Source organism: Ruegeria sp. CDSA236, from assembly GCF_059611285.1.
This window is the reverse complement of sequence record NZ_JBXWPG010000004.1, coordinates 179,837-196,491: the sequence shown is the minus strand read 5'-3', so window position 1 is coordinate 196,491 and position 16,655 is coordinate 179,837. Positions and strand designations below refer to the sequence as shown.

Annotated in this window: 16 protein-coding genes and 1 pseudogene; 11 read left to right on the top strand and 6 right to left on the bottom strand. The window is 54.6% G+C overall.

Features of this window, described 5'->3' with window-relative positions:
- Positions 1-125: 125 nt before the first annotated feature.
- From AC2FLB_RS08875 to AC2FLB_RS08865, 3 genes and pseudogenes are all read left to right on the top strand, one after another.
- Positions 126-808 (top strand): IS6 family transposase gene (locus tag AC2FLB_RS08875; RefSeq protein WP_496709084.1). Its coding sequence is split into 2 segments (ribosomal slippage): positions 126-411 and positions 411-808, totalling 684 coding nucleotides; the frame shifts between segments, so codons are not numbered across the junction.
- A 201-nt stretch (positions 809-1,009) separates the two neighbouring features.
- Positions 1,010-1,198: pseudogene (locus tag AC2FLB_RS08870) on the top strand (LysR family transcriptional regulator); the annotation flags it as partial.
- Positions 1,199-1,252: 54 nt separating this feature from the next.
- A complete protein-coding gene (locus tag AC2FLB_RS08865; protein ID WP_496691631.1) occupies positions 1,253-1,897 on the top strand; it encodes a LysR substrate-binding domain-containing protein in 645 nt (214 codons plus the stop codon).
- Here the strand turns inward: AC2FLB_RS08865 and AC2FLB_RS08860 are convergent.
- The 4 genes from AC2FLB_RS08860 to AC2FLB_RS08845 all read right to left on the bottom strand — a co-directional run bounded on the left by AC2FLB_RS08860 (position 1,808) and on the right by AC2FLB_RS08845 (position 5,475).
- Complete coding sequence (locus tag AC2FLB_RS08860) at positions 1,808-2,116, bottom strand: DDE-type integrase/transposase/recombinase (RefSeq protein WP_496709083.1); 309 nt, start codon at positions 2,114-2,116, stop codon at positions 1,808-1,810. The two genes, AC2FLB_RS08865 and AC2FLB_RS08860, sit on opposite strands and share 90 nt — an antisense overlap.
- A gap of 446 nt (positions 2,117-2,562) precedes the next feature.
- A complete protein-coding gene (locus AC2FLB_RS08855) occupies positions 2,563-3,231 on the bottom strand; it encodes a hypothetical protein (protein ID WP_496689454.1) in 669 nt (222 codons plus the stop codon).
- A gap of 3 nt (positions 3,232-3,234) precedes the next feature.
- Positions 3,235-4,635 (bottom strand): selenium-binding protein SBP56-related protein, encoded by a 1,401-nt coding sequence (locus tag AC2FLB_RS08850; RefSeq protein WP_281995033.1) that lies wholly within the window; start codon positions 4,633-4,635, stop codon positions 3,235-3,237.
- An 81-nt stretch (positions 4,636-4,716) separates the two neighbouring features.
- Positions 4,717-5,475: an IclR family transcriptional regulator gene (locus AC2FLB_RS08845; protein WP_282021716.1), complete on the bottom strand. Its 759-nt coding sequence runs from the start codon at positions 5,473-5,475 to the stop codon at positions 4,717-4,719.
- 87 nt (positions 5,476-5,562) lie between these two features.
- On the opposite strand from AC2FLB_RS08845, the gene AC2FLB_RS08840 reads away from it, so the two are divergent.
- Positions 5,563-5,718 carry a hypothetical protein gene (locus tag AC2FLB_RS08840; RefSeq protein ID WP_496703007.1) on the top strand — a complete coding sequence of 52 codons (156 nt, stop codon included), beginning with the start codon at positions 5,563-5,565 and terminating at the stop codon, positions 5,716-5,718.
- A gap of 485 nt (positions 5,719-6,203) precedes the next feature.
- The gene (locus tag AC2FLB_RS08835; RefSeq protein WP_496709082.1) at positions 6,204-8,030 is read left to right on the top strand and encodes a BCCT family transporter; all 1,827 of its coding nucleotides are present in this window, start codon (positions 6,204-6,206) and stop codon (positions 8,028-8,030) included.
- 69 nt (positions 8,031-8,099) lie between these two features.
- Here the strand turns inward: AC2FLB_RS08835 and AC2FLB_RS08830 are convergent, their stop codons facing one another.
- The gene (locus AC2FLB_RS08830; RefSeq protein WP_496709081.1) at positions 8,100-8,249 is read right to left on the bottom strand and encodes a hypothetical protein; all 150 of its coding nucleotides are present in this window, start codon (positions 8,247-8,249) and stop codon (positions 8,100-8,102) included.
- Positions 8,250-8,400: 151 nt separating this feature from the next.
- Positions 8,401-9,162: a helix-turn-helix transcriptional regulator gene (locus AC2FLB_RS08825; RefSeq protein ID WP_281972993.1), complete on the bottom strand. Its 762-nt coding sequence runs from the start codon at positions 9,160-9,162 to the stop codon at positions 8,401-8,403.
- A 128-nt stretch (positions 9,163-9,290) separates the two neighbouring features.
- Between AC2FLB_RS08825 and AC2FLB_RS08820 the strand changes: the two genes are divergently transcribed.
- The 6 genes from AC2FLB_RS08820 (at position 9,291) to AC2FLB_RS08795 (ending at position 16,646) form a co-directional block, all read left to right on the top strand.
- Complete coding sequence (locus AC2FLB_RS08820; RefSeq protein WP_496709080.1) at positions 9,291-11,267, top strand: CocE/NonD family hydrolase; 1,977 nt, start codon at positions 9,291-9,293, stop codon at positions 11,265-11,267.
- Positions 11,268-11,288: 21 nt separating this feature from the next.
- Entirely contained in the window at positions 11,289-12,854 is a 1,566-nt protein-coding gene (locus AC2FLB_RS08815; RefSeq protein ID WP_282021720.1) for an ABC transporter substrate-binding protein, read from the top strand.
- A gap of 86 nt (positions 12,855-12,940) precedes the next feature.
- Positions 12,941-13,879, top strand: a complete 939-nt coding sequence (locus AC2FLB_RS08810; RefSeq protein ID WP_271948705.1) for an ABC transporter permease — start codon at positions 12,941-12,943, stop codon at positions 13,877-13,879.
- 12 nt (positions 13,880-13,891) lie between these two features.
- On the top strand, positions 13,892-14,749 hold the full coding sequence (locus AC2FLB_RS08805; protein ID WP_496703015.1) for an ABC transporter permease: 858 nt from the start codon (positions 13,892-13,894) through the stop codon (positions 14,747-14,749).
- Complete coding sequence (locus AC2FLB_RS08800) at positions 14,746-15,726, top strand: ABC transporter ATP-binding protein (RefSeq protein WP_496709079.1); 981 nt, start codon at positions 14,746-14,748, stop codon at positions 15,724-15,726. The genes AC2FLB_RS08805 and AC2FLB_RS08800 overlap by 4 nt, the downstream gene beginning before the upstream one ends.
- Positions 15,723-16,646, top strand: a complete 924-nt coding sequence (locus AC2FLB_RS08795; RefSeq protein WP_142636099.1) for an oligopeptide/dipeptide ABC transporter ATP-binding protein — start codon at positions 15,723-15,725, stop codon at positions 16,644-16,646. Before AC2FLB_RS08800 ends, AC2FLB_RS08795 begins: the two co-directional genes overlap by 4 nt.
- The last annotated feature ends 9 nt before the right edge of the window (positions 16,647-16,655 follow it).

Below are 16,655 nucleotides of genomic sequence, written 5' to 3'. Positions count from 1 at the left end.
AATTTGGGTAAATGCTAATGTCGCTGAGGCAAACGTTTACGTGGGTTCTGCCGCAAACTTCGCCCCCACCTGTCAGTTCGACTGCATTTCTGGTAGCGCGTGCTGGAACACGACAGGAGCAGGCCGTGAAGATCTCATTTAAGGGCGCGCATTTTCCGAAAGACGTGATCCTTCACGCGGTTTTCTTCTATCTCCGCTACGGTGTTTCATACCGGGATCTGGAAGAAATCGTGGCGGAACGTGGCGTTGATCTGGATCATACGACGCTAAACCGTTGGGTCAGTCGATATGCAGGTCCCCTTGCTGAAACAGGGCGGTATAGAAAGCGTCCCGCAGACCGTTCGTGGCGCATGGATGAAACCTATGTGAAAGTAAAAGGCGAATGGGTTTATCTTTACCGAGCGATCGACAAACACGGCAAGACCTGGATTTCATGTTGTCCGAGCGCCGGAACAAAGCCGCTGCGACGAGGTTCTTCGCCCGCGCTCTCGAGTTGAACGGATTGCCACGCAAGATCGTCATCGACAAAAGTGGTGCCAATACTGCTGGCATCAAGGCGATCAACAAGATGTTGAAAGGCTTTGGTTGTCCGATCCCGATCGATATGGTCAGGCGGAAATACCTCAACAACATCATTGAACAGGATCACCGCTTCATCAAACGAAGGATCAGACCCATGCTGGGCTTCAAATCTTTCGCTTCAGCCGCATCTGTCCTGGCAGGCATAGAACTGGTCAACATGATCCGCAAAGGTCAATTCACACCCAAACTCCGTCCGTTTCAGCAGTTCGCCCAACTGGCGGGGTAAACTGCTAATCAATTCCACTGATGTTCTGCCATCCAAAAAGTTTGCGACAGAACCCCAATTACCTGCTGATTTATGTTTTTTTCAGTCATGCCCGTATCTCCTGGTCGAGTGAAAGAACAAAACAAGATCAAATTTGGGAACTTGCTGATAGAAGAAAATTGATAGATAAAACGATCTATCGTAAATTTTTCGTGGTGGTAAATGCCGTCCAACCAGATAAGTCTAACCTGGCTGCGTAGCTTTGAAGCCGCGGCCCGACATCTGAATTTTACCAGTGCAAGCGTCGAATTGGGGCTGACGCAGGCTGCCGTCAGCCTGCACATCCGATCATTGGAACAGCAGTTGCAGCACAAGTTATTTGTGAGGCGCGCAAGACACCTCTCTCTCACAGAGCTTGGTCAGGCTTATTGCTCAACTGTCCGGCAGGCGCTTGCTGATATCGATATGGCCTCGGCAAACCTTTTCGGGTCGATGGCGACGAAGACAGTTACGATCAAGGCGCCGATATCGACCGCTTCACTTTGGCTTGCGCCCCGTCTTCCGTCATTCAAGAAAGACCACCCGACGATAGATCTTCGCCTTGTGACAAATATCTGGACAGAGACCACCAATTTAGAAGAGATCGACGTAGAGCTGCGCTTGGGTCGTGGCAACTGGACCGACGCACTCTCCGAGAAACTCTCTGATGAAGCGATCGTCCCGATATGCGCCAAAGGCCGGAAGAACAGTGCAAAGCAAGTGCAGGATCTGCTGTCTGGTCCATTTGTTCACATATTAGGCCATGAAGGCCATTGGGAACGATACTTGAGCGCATATGACTGCACCAAGCCGCAAGACGCCCCGCAATACCTGGTAGACACAACCATTTCGGCGCTGCAACTTGTCGCGAGTGGCGGTGGCTATGCCCTAGTGTTCTCGCGACTGGTCAATGCCGAAAATGGGCTCGCCTCGGGCGTTCGATTTGCCGGCAAACCGCTGCCACACCCGGATGCACATTTCCTAATGCAACCTGTTTCCAAAAAAGCTGTACGACCAGAGGTCGAGATCTTTGTGGACTGGTTGCGTAAGCAGTTTAAAGAAGATGTTTGATCTTGGGATGAAAACAGATTTTGCAGCGAGAGGGACGGTTTTGTCGACCACGATCTGCAACGGTATGCCTTTGTTGGCCAATGCCTCGGCGAAGAATTGCTTGGCCGCCGCGGTATCACGACTTTCAGACGGCATAAAGTCAAGGGTTTCGCCGTCGCGATCAACCGCCCGATACCGATACTTCCAATGGCCGCGCACTTTGAGATAGGTTTCGTCCATGTGCCATGAAACTGCACTAGGGCGCTTGCATTTGTGCGTCTCAATCTTGACTTGGGGCGAGAATTTCACCACCCAATCTGCTGATTGTCACATGATCAACCGCAACGCCCCGCTCAGCCAATATCTGCTCCAGGTCGCGTTAAGGCACTGAGTATCGTGAGTAAAAGTAGATTGCGTGGACAACGATGTGCTTTGGAAAATGGCATCCTTTGAACGAGAGCGTGTTGAGCATCCGCTTTGCAGATTGACTCACGCATCATGCCGGTCGGGGTTATTCCAGGCAATCAAGTTGAAAAGTTTGCGGCAGAGCCTGCAGGAGAAATTCCACCTGACTAAACCGGCAACGCGGTGCTTCAGGTGCCACTAGATGCGTTGAAAGATTAACTGCCGGGATTGCTGGTTTCTGCCAGCTCGTGAACAGGTGGCATTTGGTCGGGTAACCGATTTCAATGGCCAAAAAGTGCTGCATAGAGTCCGAATGCTCCGACGGCGATGAGGCTGAGTGCCCAAACGACATCAAGATTGAACCATGTCTTTGAGAGGAACCTGAGCCCCAGCCAAAGGTAGATCACAACTGCGATGGTGCCGCCAGCAATTGTCATCGACAACGTGTGTACTGCTGCAACAAGAAACGCAGTCGTCACGTTGCTGCTCATAAGTGTTTGTGCTGCGGCATGACCGGTTTCGTTCGCTCCAATCGCACAGATGCCCAGAAAAATCGGCACCAGCATCAAACCAGCCCCATGCGCCATCGCAGCGAGGAATGACCAGAGCGCCAACCGGGCAGGATGCACGCGCGCCAGAATTTTCGGATGTCTTCGGTTGATCAGCAGATAGAGGCCCATGGCGATAACCAAAAGCCCGGCGACCACGCGGATTTGAACTTCCCACTGAACAAGGAACATCATCAGTGAGAGCGGCAACAAGATGCCAATCATCGCGAGGAAATGCCCCGTGGCCAGCATTGCCAGCGCTTTTGGCAGGGCGCTGTGCTTTCGCTCCATCAACGCCGCCGAAACGGCCAGCGGCCAACCCATGCCAGGGTTGATACCGTGGTAGAGTCCAGAAAAAATGACAGCCCACCAAAGGGCTGTCATTGTTGTTATGTCGCCCATTTCTTAGACGGACGGATAGCAGAAGCTGTCGGTCGAACAGTCACCGCCTTCCAGGCGAATTTGGTGACTGCGCAGACCTTTGGGGAAGTCGACATAAAAGTCATTGTTCAGCGTCAGCCCCCCGTTTTCGCCCACATCGGCCATCACCATTTGTCCGCCTTCGTCGTCGGGATAGAACTGGTTGTCCCAGGTGGAATAAAGCGAGTTGGTCCAGTAGACGCGCTTGCCGTCGCGGCTGATTTCTACCATTTGCGGGCCATAGGCAAAATCCTTGCCGTTGGAGTGCTTGGTGCCGCGGGCGATGCCGCCCAGCTCGACTTTTCCGGTCAGCTTCGGGTTCATCGGGTCGCTGACATCGTATTGATGCATCTCGCCCAGCCCCCAGCACGCAACATAGAGGTATTTGTCGTCTAGGCTCAGGTCGATATCGGTGACCAGCGGCGGCACGGCCTCGAACCCTTGCAACAGTGGCGGCAGGTTCTCGGGCTTTTCGGGACGCGGGTCGATGGTGATCGTTTTCTTGGACTGCCATTTGCCGTCGTCACCGCGCCACCATGTGAAAATTGCGCCTTGCAGGTTGGTGGTGTCCACCACGACACCACAGAAACCATAAGATTTTGTCGGGTCATGCGCAGGGCGAATTTCCAGTGCCATCTGGTAATTGTCGCCGAAATCCATCGTCTGGATATTCTTGCGCGCGCGCAAGTCCCAGAAGTGGATCGAATGGCCATACTTGTTCGACAACAGGTCCTCGGGCACCACGCCGTTTTCAAACTGCGGCGGCAAACCCCATTCGGAACTAACCATGTAGTCCTGCGGCAGATTCCACCAGAAATCATAGTGCTTGTCCTGCTTGCCGCGATCCATCTCGTATTGCCCGATTATTTCGAACGTCTCGCAATCCATGATGAAGATGCCCGGAGGTCCGTCTGTACCGTCTTCGCCGCCACCTCCAAGGCAGGAAACATAGATCCCTTCGGGACCGCAATGGATGGTGTGCGGGCGCGAATAACCGGTTTTTGCAAATAGTTCTTCGGGTTCGATCGTCTTGTGGATCTTGGCCTTCAACGGGTCTTTCACGTCGATGATGTAAATACGTGAGGATCGGATTCCAGGTACGATCAGATAACGTCGTTCCAGAAAGGCGTGCCCGGTCAGAGGAGACAGAGATGACGAACAGGCGTTCCAGCCGAAATGGTGAAATTCGTCGCCTTTGTTGGGAACAATGACCTGATGTACGATCTGGCCATAGGTGTCTGAGTCCGGTTTGAGGTCAATGACCGCGATGCCATCAGATTGCGATCCGTCCGGGCTGAGCATTACAGTGAAGGCGTAGTTTTCCACCGGTGCCTGCATTGCAAGCTTAGGCGAGGCGTGAAACGTTGGATCTGGTCTCAGGTTCATTTGGTTTCCTCCGGTTTGTTGAATTTTTCCTATTCTCAGTGTCATCCTTTTGGCCAAAATGGCCGGTAGTTGTTCGTTTCCTTATGTGTCCGTTACGTTGCACAGCTGGATTGCGCCACTGACCTTCTTGGACAAGCCTTTCAGTTTCTCGCCGATCTCGATGCGGTATTCGGTGCGGAACCGGCGAATGGGGCCAACCGCACCAATACTGAACGTAGCTCCGATGTTGCCGATCGATACCGGTGCCGCAACGCTGGCAATTCCGATGTCGATTTCCTGATCACAATCGGCAAAGCCGCGTTCGCTAATTATCTCGAATTCGCGGCGTAGCTCATCTTCGGACGTCTTGGTGTGTTCAGTATACGCCTTCAGGCTCCCTGACATGATGCTTTCGCGAAATTCCGGTTCCGCAAAAGCGGCAATGGCTTTCGAGCACGAGCAGGCATGCATGGGACGTACGCCCAAGCCCGGATGAATGAAGGCACGAGCGGGATCATCGGGTGTTTCTACGTGGATGATTTCAACTTTGTTGTCGCGAAAGCGCGCAAGAAAAACCGTTTCATTAAAATTTGTCGCTGCGAGGCGCATGAGGGGGGCTGCACAGCGTCGGACATCGGCATCGGACTTTCCAAGCAAGGCAATCCTGATCATCCGCTCGCCAATGATGTATTTTCCGTCATCAGAGGGTTCGTCGAGGAGATTTTGTTCAACAAGTGACTGAATGAGCCGGTAACATGTGGGCTTGGGCAGATCGGTTGCACGTTGAACCTCTGCCACCGAAACAGGGCGTCCGACGACTGCGATGATTTCAAGTATCTGGATCAGACGTTCTAGGTGCATGTTAATGAAATTCTCACAATACGAGACTGCATATCGAATGATGGGAATCTTTCGCCCAAACGCAAGTATAATCTTTGGGAAATCTATATGCGGACAGTGGCGGCGGCTGCGATTGAGACCGAAAAATTCCTTGAGATCATTGAGGTTGAGCTAGAAGGATCACAGACTGGCGAAGCCCTGATAGAGATCTATGCGACGGGGACTGTAGCTGTTACCAACCCGGCCGAGGCCGAAATTGACTGAACCGGTTTCGCGTCGGATAGGGCGGGATAGGCCCAACGCTATTCAAAGGTTACGACCTGTTGGCGCGGGTCAGATCATTAGTGTCGACCCTATGCATGCACCTAAGTAGATCCGTGCGGTTGTTGAATTCTGGCAAGGAAAGTTACCGACTTCATCTTTACTGAAGTTAATTAAAGCTAATTGAGTTTGACTGATATCGCCCTCTAGCTGCATTCTGCTCTGAATCGGAATTGCCGAATTTGGAGCCAGACGTGACCACTTCTGAACCTGATCGCGTCGTTTCAGTCGGCGAGCAATGCTCGCCTGCCAGATGTGAGCCGTCGGTAATCCTTGAATGTGCCGCTACCGGAGACGTAGCGCTAACCGCCACGCTGCATGAGAAGATCGGCACGTGTGTTCGAACCAAAGGCCCGTCGGGTTCATGGTACAAAGCCAACTAACCTGTGCGGAAAAATAATGAAAAAGTGACAACTGGGAGGAACCTTATGTCATTACCTGAACCATTTACGGATCTAGAGATAGAAACGGCGGATGCCGGTTTCTATGAGAATTACAGCGTACCGATTGCGCTGATCAGCAAGGGCATCATGGTTGCCCTTGTACTGTGGGCGCTTGTCTTCCCAGCCAATGCCAACAGCACCCTCGGTAGCTGGAATGGCAAGCTGCTGGAAATCTTCAACAGCTTCTACATTGTTATTGTCGGCCTGTTTGCCATCTTTCTGGTGATTGTGGCGATCCTGCCGTCGACAGGGAAGCGGGTCATGGGAACACCTGGCGAAAAGCCCGAGTTCTCGAACTTCTCGTGGTTCTCGATGATGTTTGGTGCCGGTCTGGGTGTCGGCCTGATGGTCTTTGCGACCGCTGAACCGCTGGGCCTGTGGGGATCAAACCCCGAGGTCGTGTCCGGTGCAGTTGCTGGCAACGATCCCGACTCCGTTCAGTCGGCCTATCGGTATACCTTCCTGCACTATGGCTTCCACGCCTGGGCAATCTATGTGGTGACTGGCCTGTCGCTGGCCTATTACGCCTATACCCGTGACATGCCTCTGACCATCCGTGCGGCTCTGACCCCGCTGTTCGGTCGTTTGATGAACGGATTCCTTGGCCATGTGGTCGACGTTCTGGGCGTTGTTGCAACGATCCTGGGTGTGTCCGTGACCATCGGTTTTGGCGTCAGCCAGTTCATCGACGGTCTCTATGCCATCACCGGCATGGAATGGATCATGGACTTTGGCGGAGATGTTCCGACGCCAAGCAAAGTTGGTCTGATTGCTGGTCTGGTCGTTATCATGGGCTTGTCCATCATTTCGGCGGTGTCGGGTGTTGGCCGGGGTGTTAAATACCTGTCGAACCTGAACCTTGTCCTGTCGATCATCCTGCTGGGCACGTTTGTGATCTTCGGGTCCTTTGTCTTTGCTATGACCACCTATGGTACAGCCCTGGTTGATTACCTTCTGAACTTCCTCTCGCTGAGCTTTGGTGCCTATGGCCCGCTGTCAGCCGAGGCCTTTGCGGCGGCTCTGCCTGCCGAAGCGCAGGCACATGCGGATGCCCTGATGGGTGGCGCAACCAACGCCTGGGGCAGCTTTGATGGCTTCAAGAGCGGTCTGGAGGGCGCAGCAGCTGAACTGGACGAGGCCACGCTGGCCGCGGCATATGCCGCTGGTGAGCAGGGCCGTCAATTCGGCTGGCAGGCCGGTTGGACCACGTTCTACTGGGCCTGGTGGATTGCGTTCTCGCCGTTTGTGGGCCTGTTCCTGGCGCGTATCTCCAAAGGTCGCTCCGTGCGTGAGTTCATTCTGGGCTGCGTGCTTGCACCGGCACTGGTGTGCTTCGCCTGGATGACTGTACTGGGTGGCACCGCGATTGATCTTGAACTGGCCGGTGCCGCAGAAGGCGCGATCATTGGTGCCTCGAACACAAACAAGCTGTTCGTGACCCTGTCCTACATGATCGACGGAGGGCTGCTGTCCGTGCTGAACGTCATGTGCGTGATCCTGATCATGACCTTCCTGGTGACCTCAGCTGACTCGGGCATTCTGGTGATGAACACCATCATGTCCGGCGGCAGCCAGGAGACCGGCATCAAGCACCGCATCATCTGGGGGGTGATCCTGACGGCTGTGATCGGCGCGCTGATCCTTGCTGCAGGGGAAAACAACCCGATGGATGCGTTGCGCAACGCGATGATCATCGGTGCATTGCCATTTACCATGGTGATGGCGCTGATGATGGTCTCGCTGACCAAAGCGCTTTACCGCGACGGACAGCGTGACAAGCATGCTGACGCAAGCACACAGGCTGCCGAGTAATCAACCTATAGCGTTACGAACCTTGCGCCGCCCCTTTGATCGGGGGCGGCGTTTTCGTGCAGCGGTGGGTTAAGTTCTGACCAGTGTTTCGTGCCAGACGTCAGACAGGCAGCATGTTTGCAGAAGCAGCACAAATGCTACTGCGCGCACATGGTATGCCAGATCGGTGGTGATGCCTGGGCCATAGTCCGCCTCTTCGCAGCAATCAGTGACGAACATTACCCGTTGCACGAGCTAGACTTGCGGCATTGTCAGTGCTGTCTCGAAGAACTGGTACGAATTAATCTCGTACAGCTTGGACGAAAAATTGCTATCGGAATTGGAGTCGGCACCTAAAGAACGGAGCTGCCGCTTATGTGAATCCGGCGATTCAAACCTCGGTCAGGTGCTTTCTGACAGTTGGATCAATCCTATTACTTTGAATTGGGTAAATGCCACAAGCTGCGATCGCCTCGCGCGCAGTTACGCGTTCGTGCAGACGTTTCCAGATTGTTTTGGCTGCGTATGGATGGGGGTATGGGCGCCAAGCAACGCCCATGGTCATCCCTCGCAAATACTTCAGTTGCTGGCGATGCGCCGAGTACAAGATTGTATTTGAAACGCTGCCTTCGCGCGCGAGCTCGTGTTCGGTCACGAATATCCTGTTCCCGCGCATAGTTACAAAGCCAGCGTAGCGCGAAATCTGATGCATGCTCTTGTCTGGAGACGTGGCAATTTCACGGGACCGGATCGTGATTAGCCCTTCAACTTCCTGAATGCGGATCAATGAACAGAAGATTTTTCCTTCCCAAGATGGCGTGCAGAAATAGGAATGATAAAAACCTATGTAGCGCCTCAGGTTTTTCTGTTGCCCCCGGAAGGGTTCCAAAAACGCATCTGTGGGCGTTTTCCCAACTTGTGGCAGGACGCCTCTTAGCATTCGTTCGAAGCTTGCAGTTTCCTCGAAAAGCTGTGCTTCGGTCAGGTCGAAATGACGTGCAATGCGGCGCATGTTATGGGCAGAGGGCAGGCTGGAGCCATTCAAATAGCGATTGAATTGCTGTCTATTGACGCCGATTTCGCGGCAAATCTGCGAAATGTTTCCATGCTCTGCGCACAACGATCGTAAGTTGGCAGAAAAATACTCGGACACAAGAAAAACCTTTCGCGTTTTGACGCTATATCACTGCAAACTGCGTCAACTCGCATAAGATTGCACAATTTGATTTATCTGCAAATCGGTTTCTTCTTCAGCATCAGATCGTAACAGACAAGCTTCAGATGCCAATCGAAACAATCGAAAACACATGGATCACACTCGCCGATGGGCGACGGCTTGCGGCGCGCCTCTGGTTGCCCGAGACAGGCCCCACACCGGCCATTCTGGAATATCTGCCATATCGCAAACGTGACGGTACCGCGCCCAGAGACGAAACAACACACACGGTTTTTGCAAAGGCAGGCTATGCCTGTATTCGGGTCGACATAGCTGGCACCGGGGACAGCGAAGGGCAATTCGACGACGAGTACTCGGAACAGGAACTGCATGATGGTGAGCAAGTCATAGCCTGGATTGCCGCGCAGGATTGGTGTGACGGCAATGTCGGGATGATTGGGATATCTTGGGGCGGGTTTAATGGTCTGCAGCTGGCCTTCAGGCAACCACCTGCACTGATAGCCATCGTCAGTGTCGCTTCGACTGTGGATCGATATGCCGATGACATCCATTTCATGGGTGGGTGCCTGCTGAGTGACAACATGAATTGGGGCAGTCAGATGTTTGCCTATCTGACGCGCCCAGCTGATCCAGAGCTTCGAGCAGATTGGCGACAGGACTGGCTTGCCCGACTGCAAAACGTCCCATTCTCTTCTGCAGATTGGCTGCGACATCAGACGCGCGACCCATATTGGAAGCACGGCTCAGTTTGCGAGGATTGGACCGCGATCCAAACCCCTGTCTTGGCGATTACAGGCTGGGCAGATGCTTACGTCAATGCGCCTCCGGCTTTGGCAGCCAACCTGACGGCGCCAACCAAAGCTATCATTGGGCCGTGGGAACACCGCTATCCGCACATCTCAAAGCTTGATCCCGCAGATTTTCATTCCGAAGTCGTCGGATGGTTTGACCGCTGGCTGAAGGGACAACAAAATGGCGCCGAGGATTTGCCTGCCTATCGGACTTACATGCAGGAACACTTCAATCCGACTGCGCAAAACGGTCCTCGGAAAGGTCGTTGGATTGCAGAGACTGCATGGCCGTCACCTCATGTCTCGGAACGGGTCTGGCATCTGGTTCCTGGCGGGTTTTCGCGGGACCCGGTGGTTGGTGCGGTCGCTGTCGCATCGCCTTGCTATGTTGGTGAAGACAGCGGGTATTTTTGCGCGGGCATGCGTATCGACAATGAACTTGCAGGGGATCAGGCCGGTGATGATGCCTTATCGGTCTGTTTTGACAGCTCGCCGCTGCAAGCACCGCTCGAGCTGCTGGGTCGGGCAAAGCTAAAGTTTCAGTTTTCAGTGGATCAGCCTGTTGCCCAGCTTGTCGCGCGGCTGTGTGATGTTTCACCCGAAGGTGTGTCACAGCGGATCAGCTATCGTCCGTTGAACCTGTGTCACTACCACAGTCATGAGACGCCGCAGGTCCTGCAACCAGGTGAGCTCTACGAGGCTGAAATCACGCTGAACGAATGTGCGCACCATTTGCGCGAGGGCCACGTTTTGCGACTGGCGTTGACGACGTCTTACTGGCCGATTGTCTGGCCAGCACCTCAATCGGCCACGGTAACTTTACACTTGCTAGATTGTGCTCTGCATTTGCCAGTGCGTGAAGTTGCGCATGAAATTCAAGCCTCTGAACCCGGTCCGGCGCAGGCGTATCCGATTCTGGCAGCTGAGCAATTGCGTTTACCTTCAGCGCAATCAGAACGCACGGTGACCGAAAGCGGTTGCGTGGTTCTGGAAACGTTTGATGACTATGGTAAAACGCGCGATCCCTACCACGATCTGATTGTTGGTAGCGACGTACGCATGCTTTACCGCATTCACCCCGATGATCCGACAACCGCGTATTTCGAGACCGCTTGGAGCTTTTCGTTCGAGCGCGAAGAATGGCAGGTCGCCATCACGACCGAGTGCCGCATGAGCTGTGACACCGAGAATTTCTATCTCTACCGCAAACTACGCGCCACTGAAGGCGCAAATGAAATCGAAGTCCTAACAAGGGAATGGTCCGAAACCGTTCCACGCGGACTTCTCTGACTTAATCTAAGGGAGGATACTATGAAGATCGAATGGACAAAGGCCAATGTTGGTCGCCGGAGGTTTCTGAAAGGCGCAACTGCGCTAGGGGCCGCTACAGCGCTTCCGATGGGGTGGGCGAACCGCGCGTTTGCAGCAGATGACGGTGTTCTGCGGGTGCGGGCTTATGGTGATGCACAGAACATGGATCCAGCACATTCCGTTGGTGTCGTTGAAGAAGAAGTGCATGCCTCCATCTACAACAAGCTGATCCAATACAAGCCGGGCGAGGAATGGGGTTGGCAAATGGATGCGGCAACTATGATCGAGCAGGTTGACCCGACCCATATCAAGTTCGCATTGCGTGACGATATTGGATTCACCAACGGATTTGGCGCGATGACTGCTGAAGACGTCAAATTCAGCATGGAACGGATCGTGGACGACACGACCGACAGTCCGAATAAGCCCGACCTAGGGCCATTCAGCCATGTTGAAGTGACAGGAGACCGTGAAGGGACAATCGTTCTGAACAGCCCGTTTGCCCCGATCTGGTCGATTGCCCTGCCGTATATTACTGGAAACATCGTCTCGAAGGCAGCGGTCGAAGCCGCCGGTGGCCGGATCGGTGCTGATCCGGTTGCGGAATCCGGCCCGTATCTGCGAGACAGTTGGTCGCCCAAAGAAAAGACCGTTCTAAAGCGCAACCCTGACTGGAAAGGGGATGCCCCCGCTTGGGATACCGTCGAGATCTATCCGATCGATGATGAAAACACGGCCGAGATTGCGTTCGAGGCAGGCGAGTTGGACGTAACTCGCGTGTCGCTGGGCTCGGTTGAGCGGTATCGCGCCGGGGTTCCCAATGGTGGGTCGCTGGTTGAGAAACCCTCGCTTTACTATGTCTGGATGGGAATGAACGTCGAGCATCCAAAGCTGCAAAATCAAAAACTGCGGCAGGCAATTCAGCACGCAGTGGATGTTCCGAGCATCCTGGAGGCAGCATATTTTGGAGCTGCTGAACCGGCTACCGGCATCATCGCACCGGGCCTTGCTGGCCATCGGCCATCTTCGCTTGTACCACCTGAGGCGAACTTCGAGAAAGCCGCGCAGTTGCTCGCGGAATCCGGTGAAACCAATGTCACGCTAACCCTCGATACGTTGAACAAGACGACCTTTACAACAACTGCACAGATTATTCAGGCGACGCTGGCGCAGATCGGAATCACGGTTGAGGTTAACGTTCTGGAATCTGGGGCATTCTGGGCGTCCGGTGACAATGAGAACCTACAGCTTGTTCTGAACCGTTTCTCGATGACGCCTGATCCGTATTATGCGACGTCGTGGTTCACACCAGAACAGATCGGGAAATGGAACTGGGAACGGTTTAACAGCCCGGAATTTAACGAAATCCATGAATCTGCGGCTGCTGAAACGGACATCGCAAAGCGAGCTGAAATGTATCAGCGTGCGCAGGATCTGATGGAAGAAAGCGGTGCTTATCGCTTTATCACTCACGAGGCGACACCGGTTATTCACAGCGCACGCGTCATTCCAGCGCTGCGGCCAGATGGCCTGTCCCTGCTTCGCTATTTTGGCAAGGCGACCTGATCTCCCCAGGTCGACCGGGTGCGGCGGGTGCGTAACGCTCGCCGTACCAACACCAACGCCATCAAGCCAAAAGGAGCCAGTTGGCCATGCTGAAATTCGCAACCCGTCGCTTCGGGCTGTCGCTGCTTATCCTGTTCGTGGCGGTCACCGTCATGTTCCTGATGATCCGCGCCGTGCCAGGCGACCCGGTCCAAATCATGCTCGGCCCACGCGCCACGCCCGAGCTTCAGGCCCAACTCACAGTAGCGTTGGGGCTGGACCAGCCAATCTGGAAACAGCTTTTGATTTTTTACGGAAACCTCTTGCAGGGTGACTTGGGAACCGATGTCTTTTCGGGTCGTTCCGTGACTGACATCGTGTTCCAGCAACTACCATTCACATTGGAACTGATTTTCGCGTCGATCCTGTGGTCAGCTACGCTGGGCATCGCACTCGGCGCCTATGCGGCTGCGCATCCCAATACGTTGATCGACCGGGTTGCCGCCGCGATATCTGTCAGTTTTGTGGCCGCTCCGGCCTTTGTTGTCGCGCTCTTGGCTCTTTTGGTTTTTGCAGTGCATCTACAGTGGTTTCCCGCGATCGGTGCCGGGGAAGGCTTCCTTGACCGTCTTGACCATTTGGTCCTGCCCGCCTTTGCCATCGGGCTCAGTTGGGTTGGCTATATTGCCCGGTTGGTACGCGCGTCGATGCTGGAGGTTATGGGTGAAAGCCATGTCCGCACGGCCCGAGCCTTTGGTATCGCCGAACGTCGCGTGGTCATGGTGTACGCGCTGCGGATCGCCATTTTGCCCGTGGTTACCGTAATCGGTGTTGGGATGGGTTTTCTTCTCAGCTCGGCGGTTTTCGCTGAAATCGTCTTTGCCCGACCTGGTTTGGGCAAACTGGTCATCGACAGCATTACGACCCGAAACTACCCGATTGTGATGGGCTCTGTCCTAGTATCAACAGCTTTGTTCGTGGTGTCGACCGCATTGGCCGATCTGATCAATGCGCTGCTTGATCCACGCGCGCGCACGGCTCATTGAGGAGGCAGGCACATGGAAAAATCTCGTTCCGAAATGGGCCAGATCATAGTCGGCGTTGCGCGCGACCCGCTTGGTCTCATGGGCTTAATCATCGTCGGTATCATCGTTTTCTGCGCAATCTTTGCGTATTGGATCGTACCCTATGATCCGATTGCGATGGATATCAAATCCCGCTTGCAGGGACCGTCCACAGCACACCTGCTGGGCACAGATCAGTTAGGGCGCGATACGTTTTCGCGGGTCATCGCGGGGGGCCAAGTTGCGCTCAAGGTGGCATTGCCCGCCGTGTTCGGAGCAATGGCGATTGGCCTGACACTGGGCATGATTGCAGGGTATGGGCCGAAATGGCTCGATAATCTTCTAATGCTGTTCTTCGATACCATCCGGTCCTTTCCGACAGTGATGTTCGCGCTGGCCGTTGTGGCCCTGATCGGGCCCAGTCTGCAGACGGTCGTGTTTGTCGTCATGGCGACCTCGATCCCAACATATGGGCGTGTGGCGCGGACCCAAACGCTGACACTCCGCAACTCTGAGTTCATCCTGGCTGAACGTTCAATGGGGGCCAGCATGGCGCGCATTCTAGGCGTTCATATGCTGCCCAACATCATTGGCGTTCTGGCTGTGTTGGCGGCAATGGATATCCCTACAGTCATCGCGCTTGAGGCCGGCCTGTCCTTCCTGGGTCTGGGCGTTAAGCCTCCGACCCCGAGCTGGGGTTCTTTGCTTAAGGATGGCTATTCCCTGATCCGCCAAACTCCTTGGTTGGTTGTTGGCGGAGGCCTGCCGATCATTCTGGCAACGCTTGGCTTCACGTTTCTGGGTGAAAGCCTGCGCGATGTAGTTGACCCGAAACTGAGGAAACAGCGATGACCGAGACACTTCTGGAAATCGACCAGCTTTGCGTCGATTACGAAACAGGCCGTGGCGACCTCAGGGCATTGAGGGACATCACATTCAACGTCAACAAAGGCGAAATCGTTGGCATCGTGGGAGAGTCCGGTTGTGGTAAATCCACATTGATCTCATCCATTCTGCGTTTGACCGCGCCCAATACCCGGTTCCGTGAAGGAGAAATTAGGTTCAAGGGGAAGGATTTGCTGCAAGCTTCTGAGCGGCAAATGCGGGACCTGCGCGGGGCGGATATATCCATCGTCTTTCAGGATCCGATGCAAACGCACAACCCGGTTCTGACTATCGGTCAGCAGATGCTGGATATTCAGCACCGATCCAGACAGTCCAAGGCTGACAAGTTGGCGCACGCGGCCAAATTGTTGGGCGCTGTTGGCATTCCTGACCCTGAGGCGCGTCTGGCGCAATATCCGCATGAATTCTCTGGCGGGATGCGTCAACGGATCGCCATCGCGATGGCGTTGATGTCCGAACCTGATCTTTTGATTGCGGATGAGCCGACAACTGCACTGGATGCGACGCTGGAGGTGCAGATCATTGAGCGCCTGCAAGAGCTGCAGCGCGAGTTTCACTGTGCCATCCTGTTCATCTCGCACCATTTGGGCGTGATCGCAGAACTCTGCGACAGGGTTGTTGTGATGTATGCTGGCGCAGTTGTTGAAAGCGGGGACGTGCGGGAGATTTTTCACAATCCTAAACACCCTTACACACGCCGACTGATCGAATGCGACCCCGGTCACATCAAAGAGCGTGCCCGTGTATTGCCAACCATCCCCGGCGAAGTGCCCGACTTGGCCAACCTGCCGGGTGGCTGCATTTTCAGGGATCGTTGTGATCAGGCCATGGCGCGCTGCGCCACCGAAGTGCCGCCACTGGATCAATTGAAAGAAGGCCATCACGCTGCGTGCTGGCTGAACCATCAGGAGGTCGCATCATGAGCTTGCTGAACGTTGTGGACCTCAATACCAGCTATGGCCCGGTCAATGTACTGGCGGGTGTCAGCTTTACCGTAGAACCCGGAGAGACTTACGCGCTTGTTGGTGAAAGTGGGTCTGGTAAAACCACGGTCATTCGCGCCATTGCCGGGCTAGCACCTGCGCAAGATGGCTCGGTCACCTTCGAAGGTCAGGAAATTCGGGGCGCACCCGAAAGTGTCATGCGCCCGTTGCGCAAAGACATGGCGATGATGTTTCAAGACCCGGTTGGAAGCCTGTCGCCGCGTCTGACCATCCGCAGTCTGATTACCGAGCCTTACCGCATTCAGGGCATGAAAGACCGTGACATGGACGCCGAAGCCAAGCGCCTGTTGGAAATGGTCAACTTGCCCACGCATTTCGCGGACCGCTATCCTTATCAGCTATCTGGTGGCCAAGCTCGGCGTGTGGGTGTGGCACGTGCACTGGCACTGGAACCCAAATTGATCCTTGCGGATGAGCCCACTGCAGGTCTCGATGTGTCGGTTCAGGGCGAGCTGCTGAACCTGCTCAACGACCTGCGCGAAAGGCTGGGGCTTGCGATGGTGATTATCACGCATAACCTTAGCGTCGTACGCCATGTGGCTGACAGAATGGGCATCATGTATTTGGGCCGATTGGTTGAAGAAGGTACAACCGAGGCCATCTTTAACGAGCCGCGCCATCCCTATACCCGCTGCCTGCTGAGTGCCAACCCAGAGCCGGACCCGGATGCGCGGTTGGAACGGATCGCTCTTAAAGGTGAGCCCCCCAGTTTGCTCAAACGCCCGTCCGGTTGTGAGTTCCGCGAGCGTTGTCCCTTTGCCAAGGATATCTGCACCCAGACTCCGGAATGGGAAGTAAATGGCGGCCACGGGCTGCGTTGTCTGGCCCCGCTGTCGTAGTAGGAAACC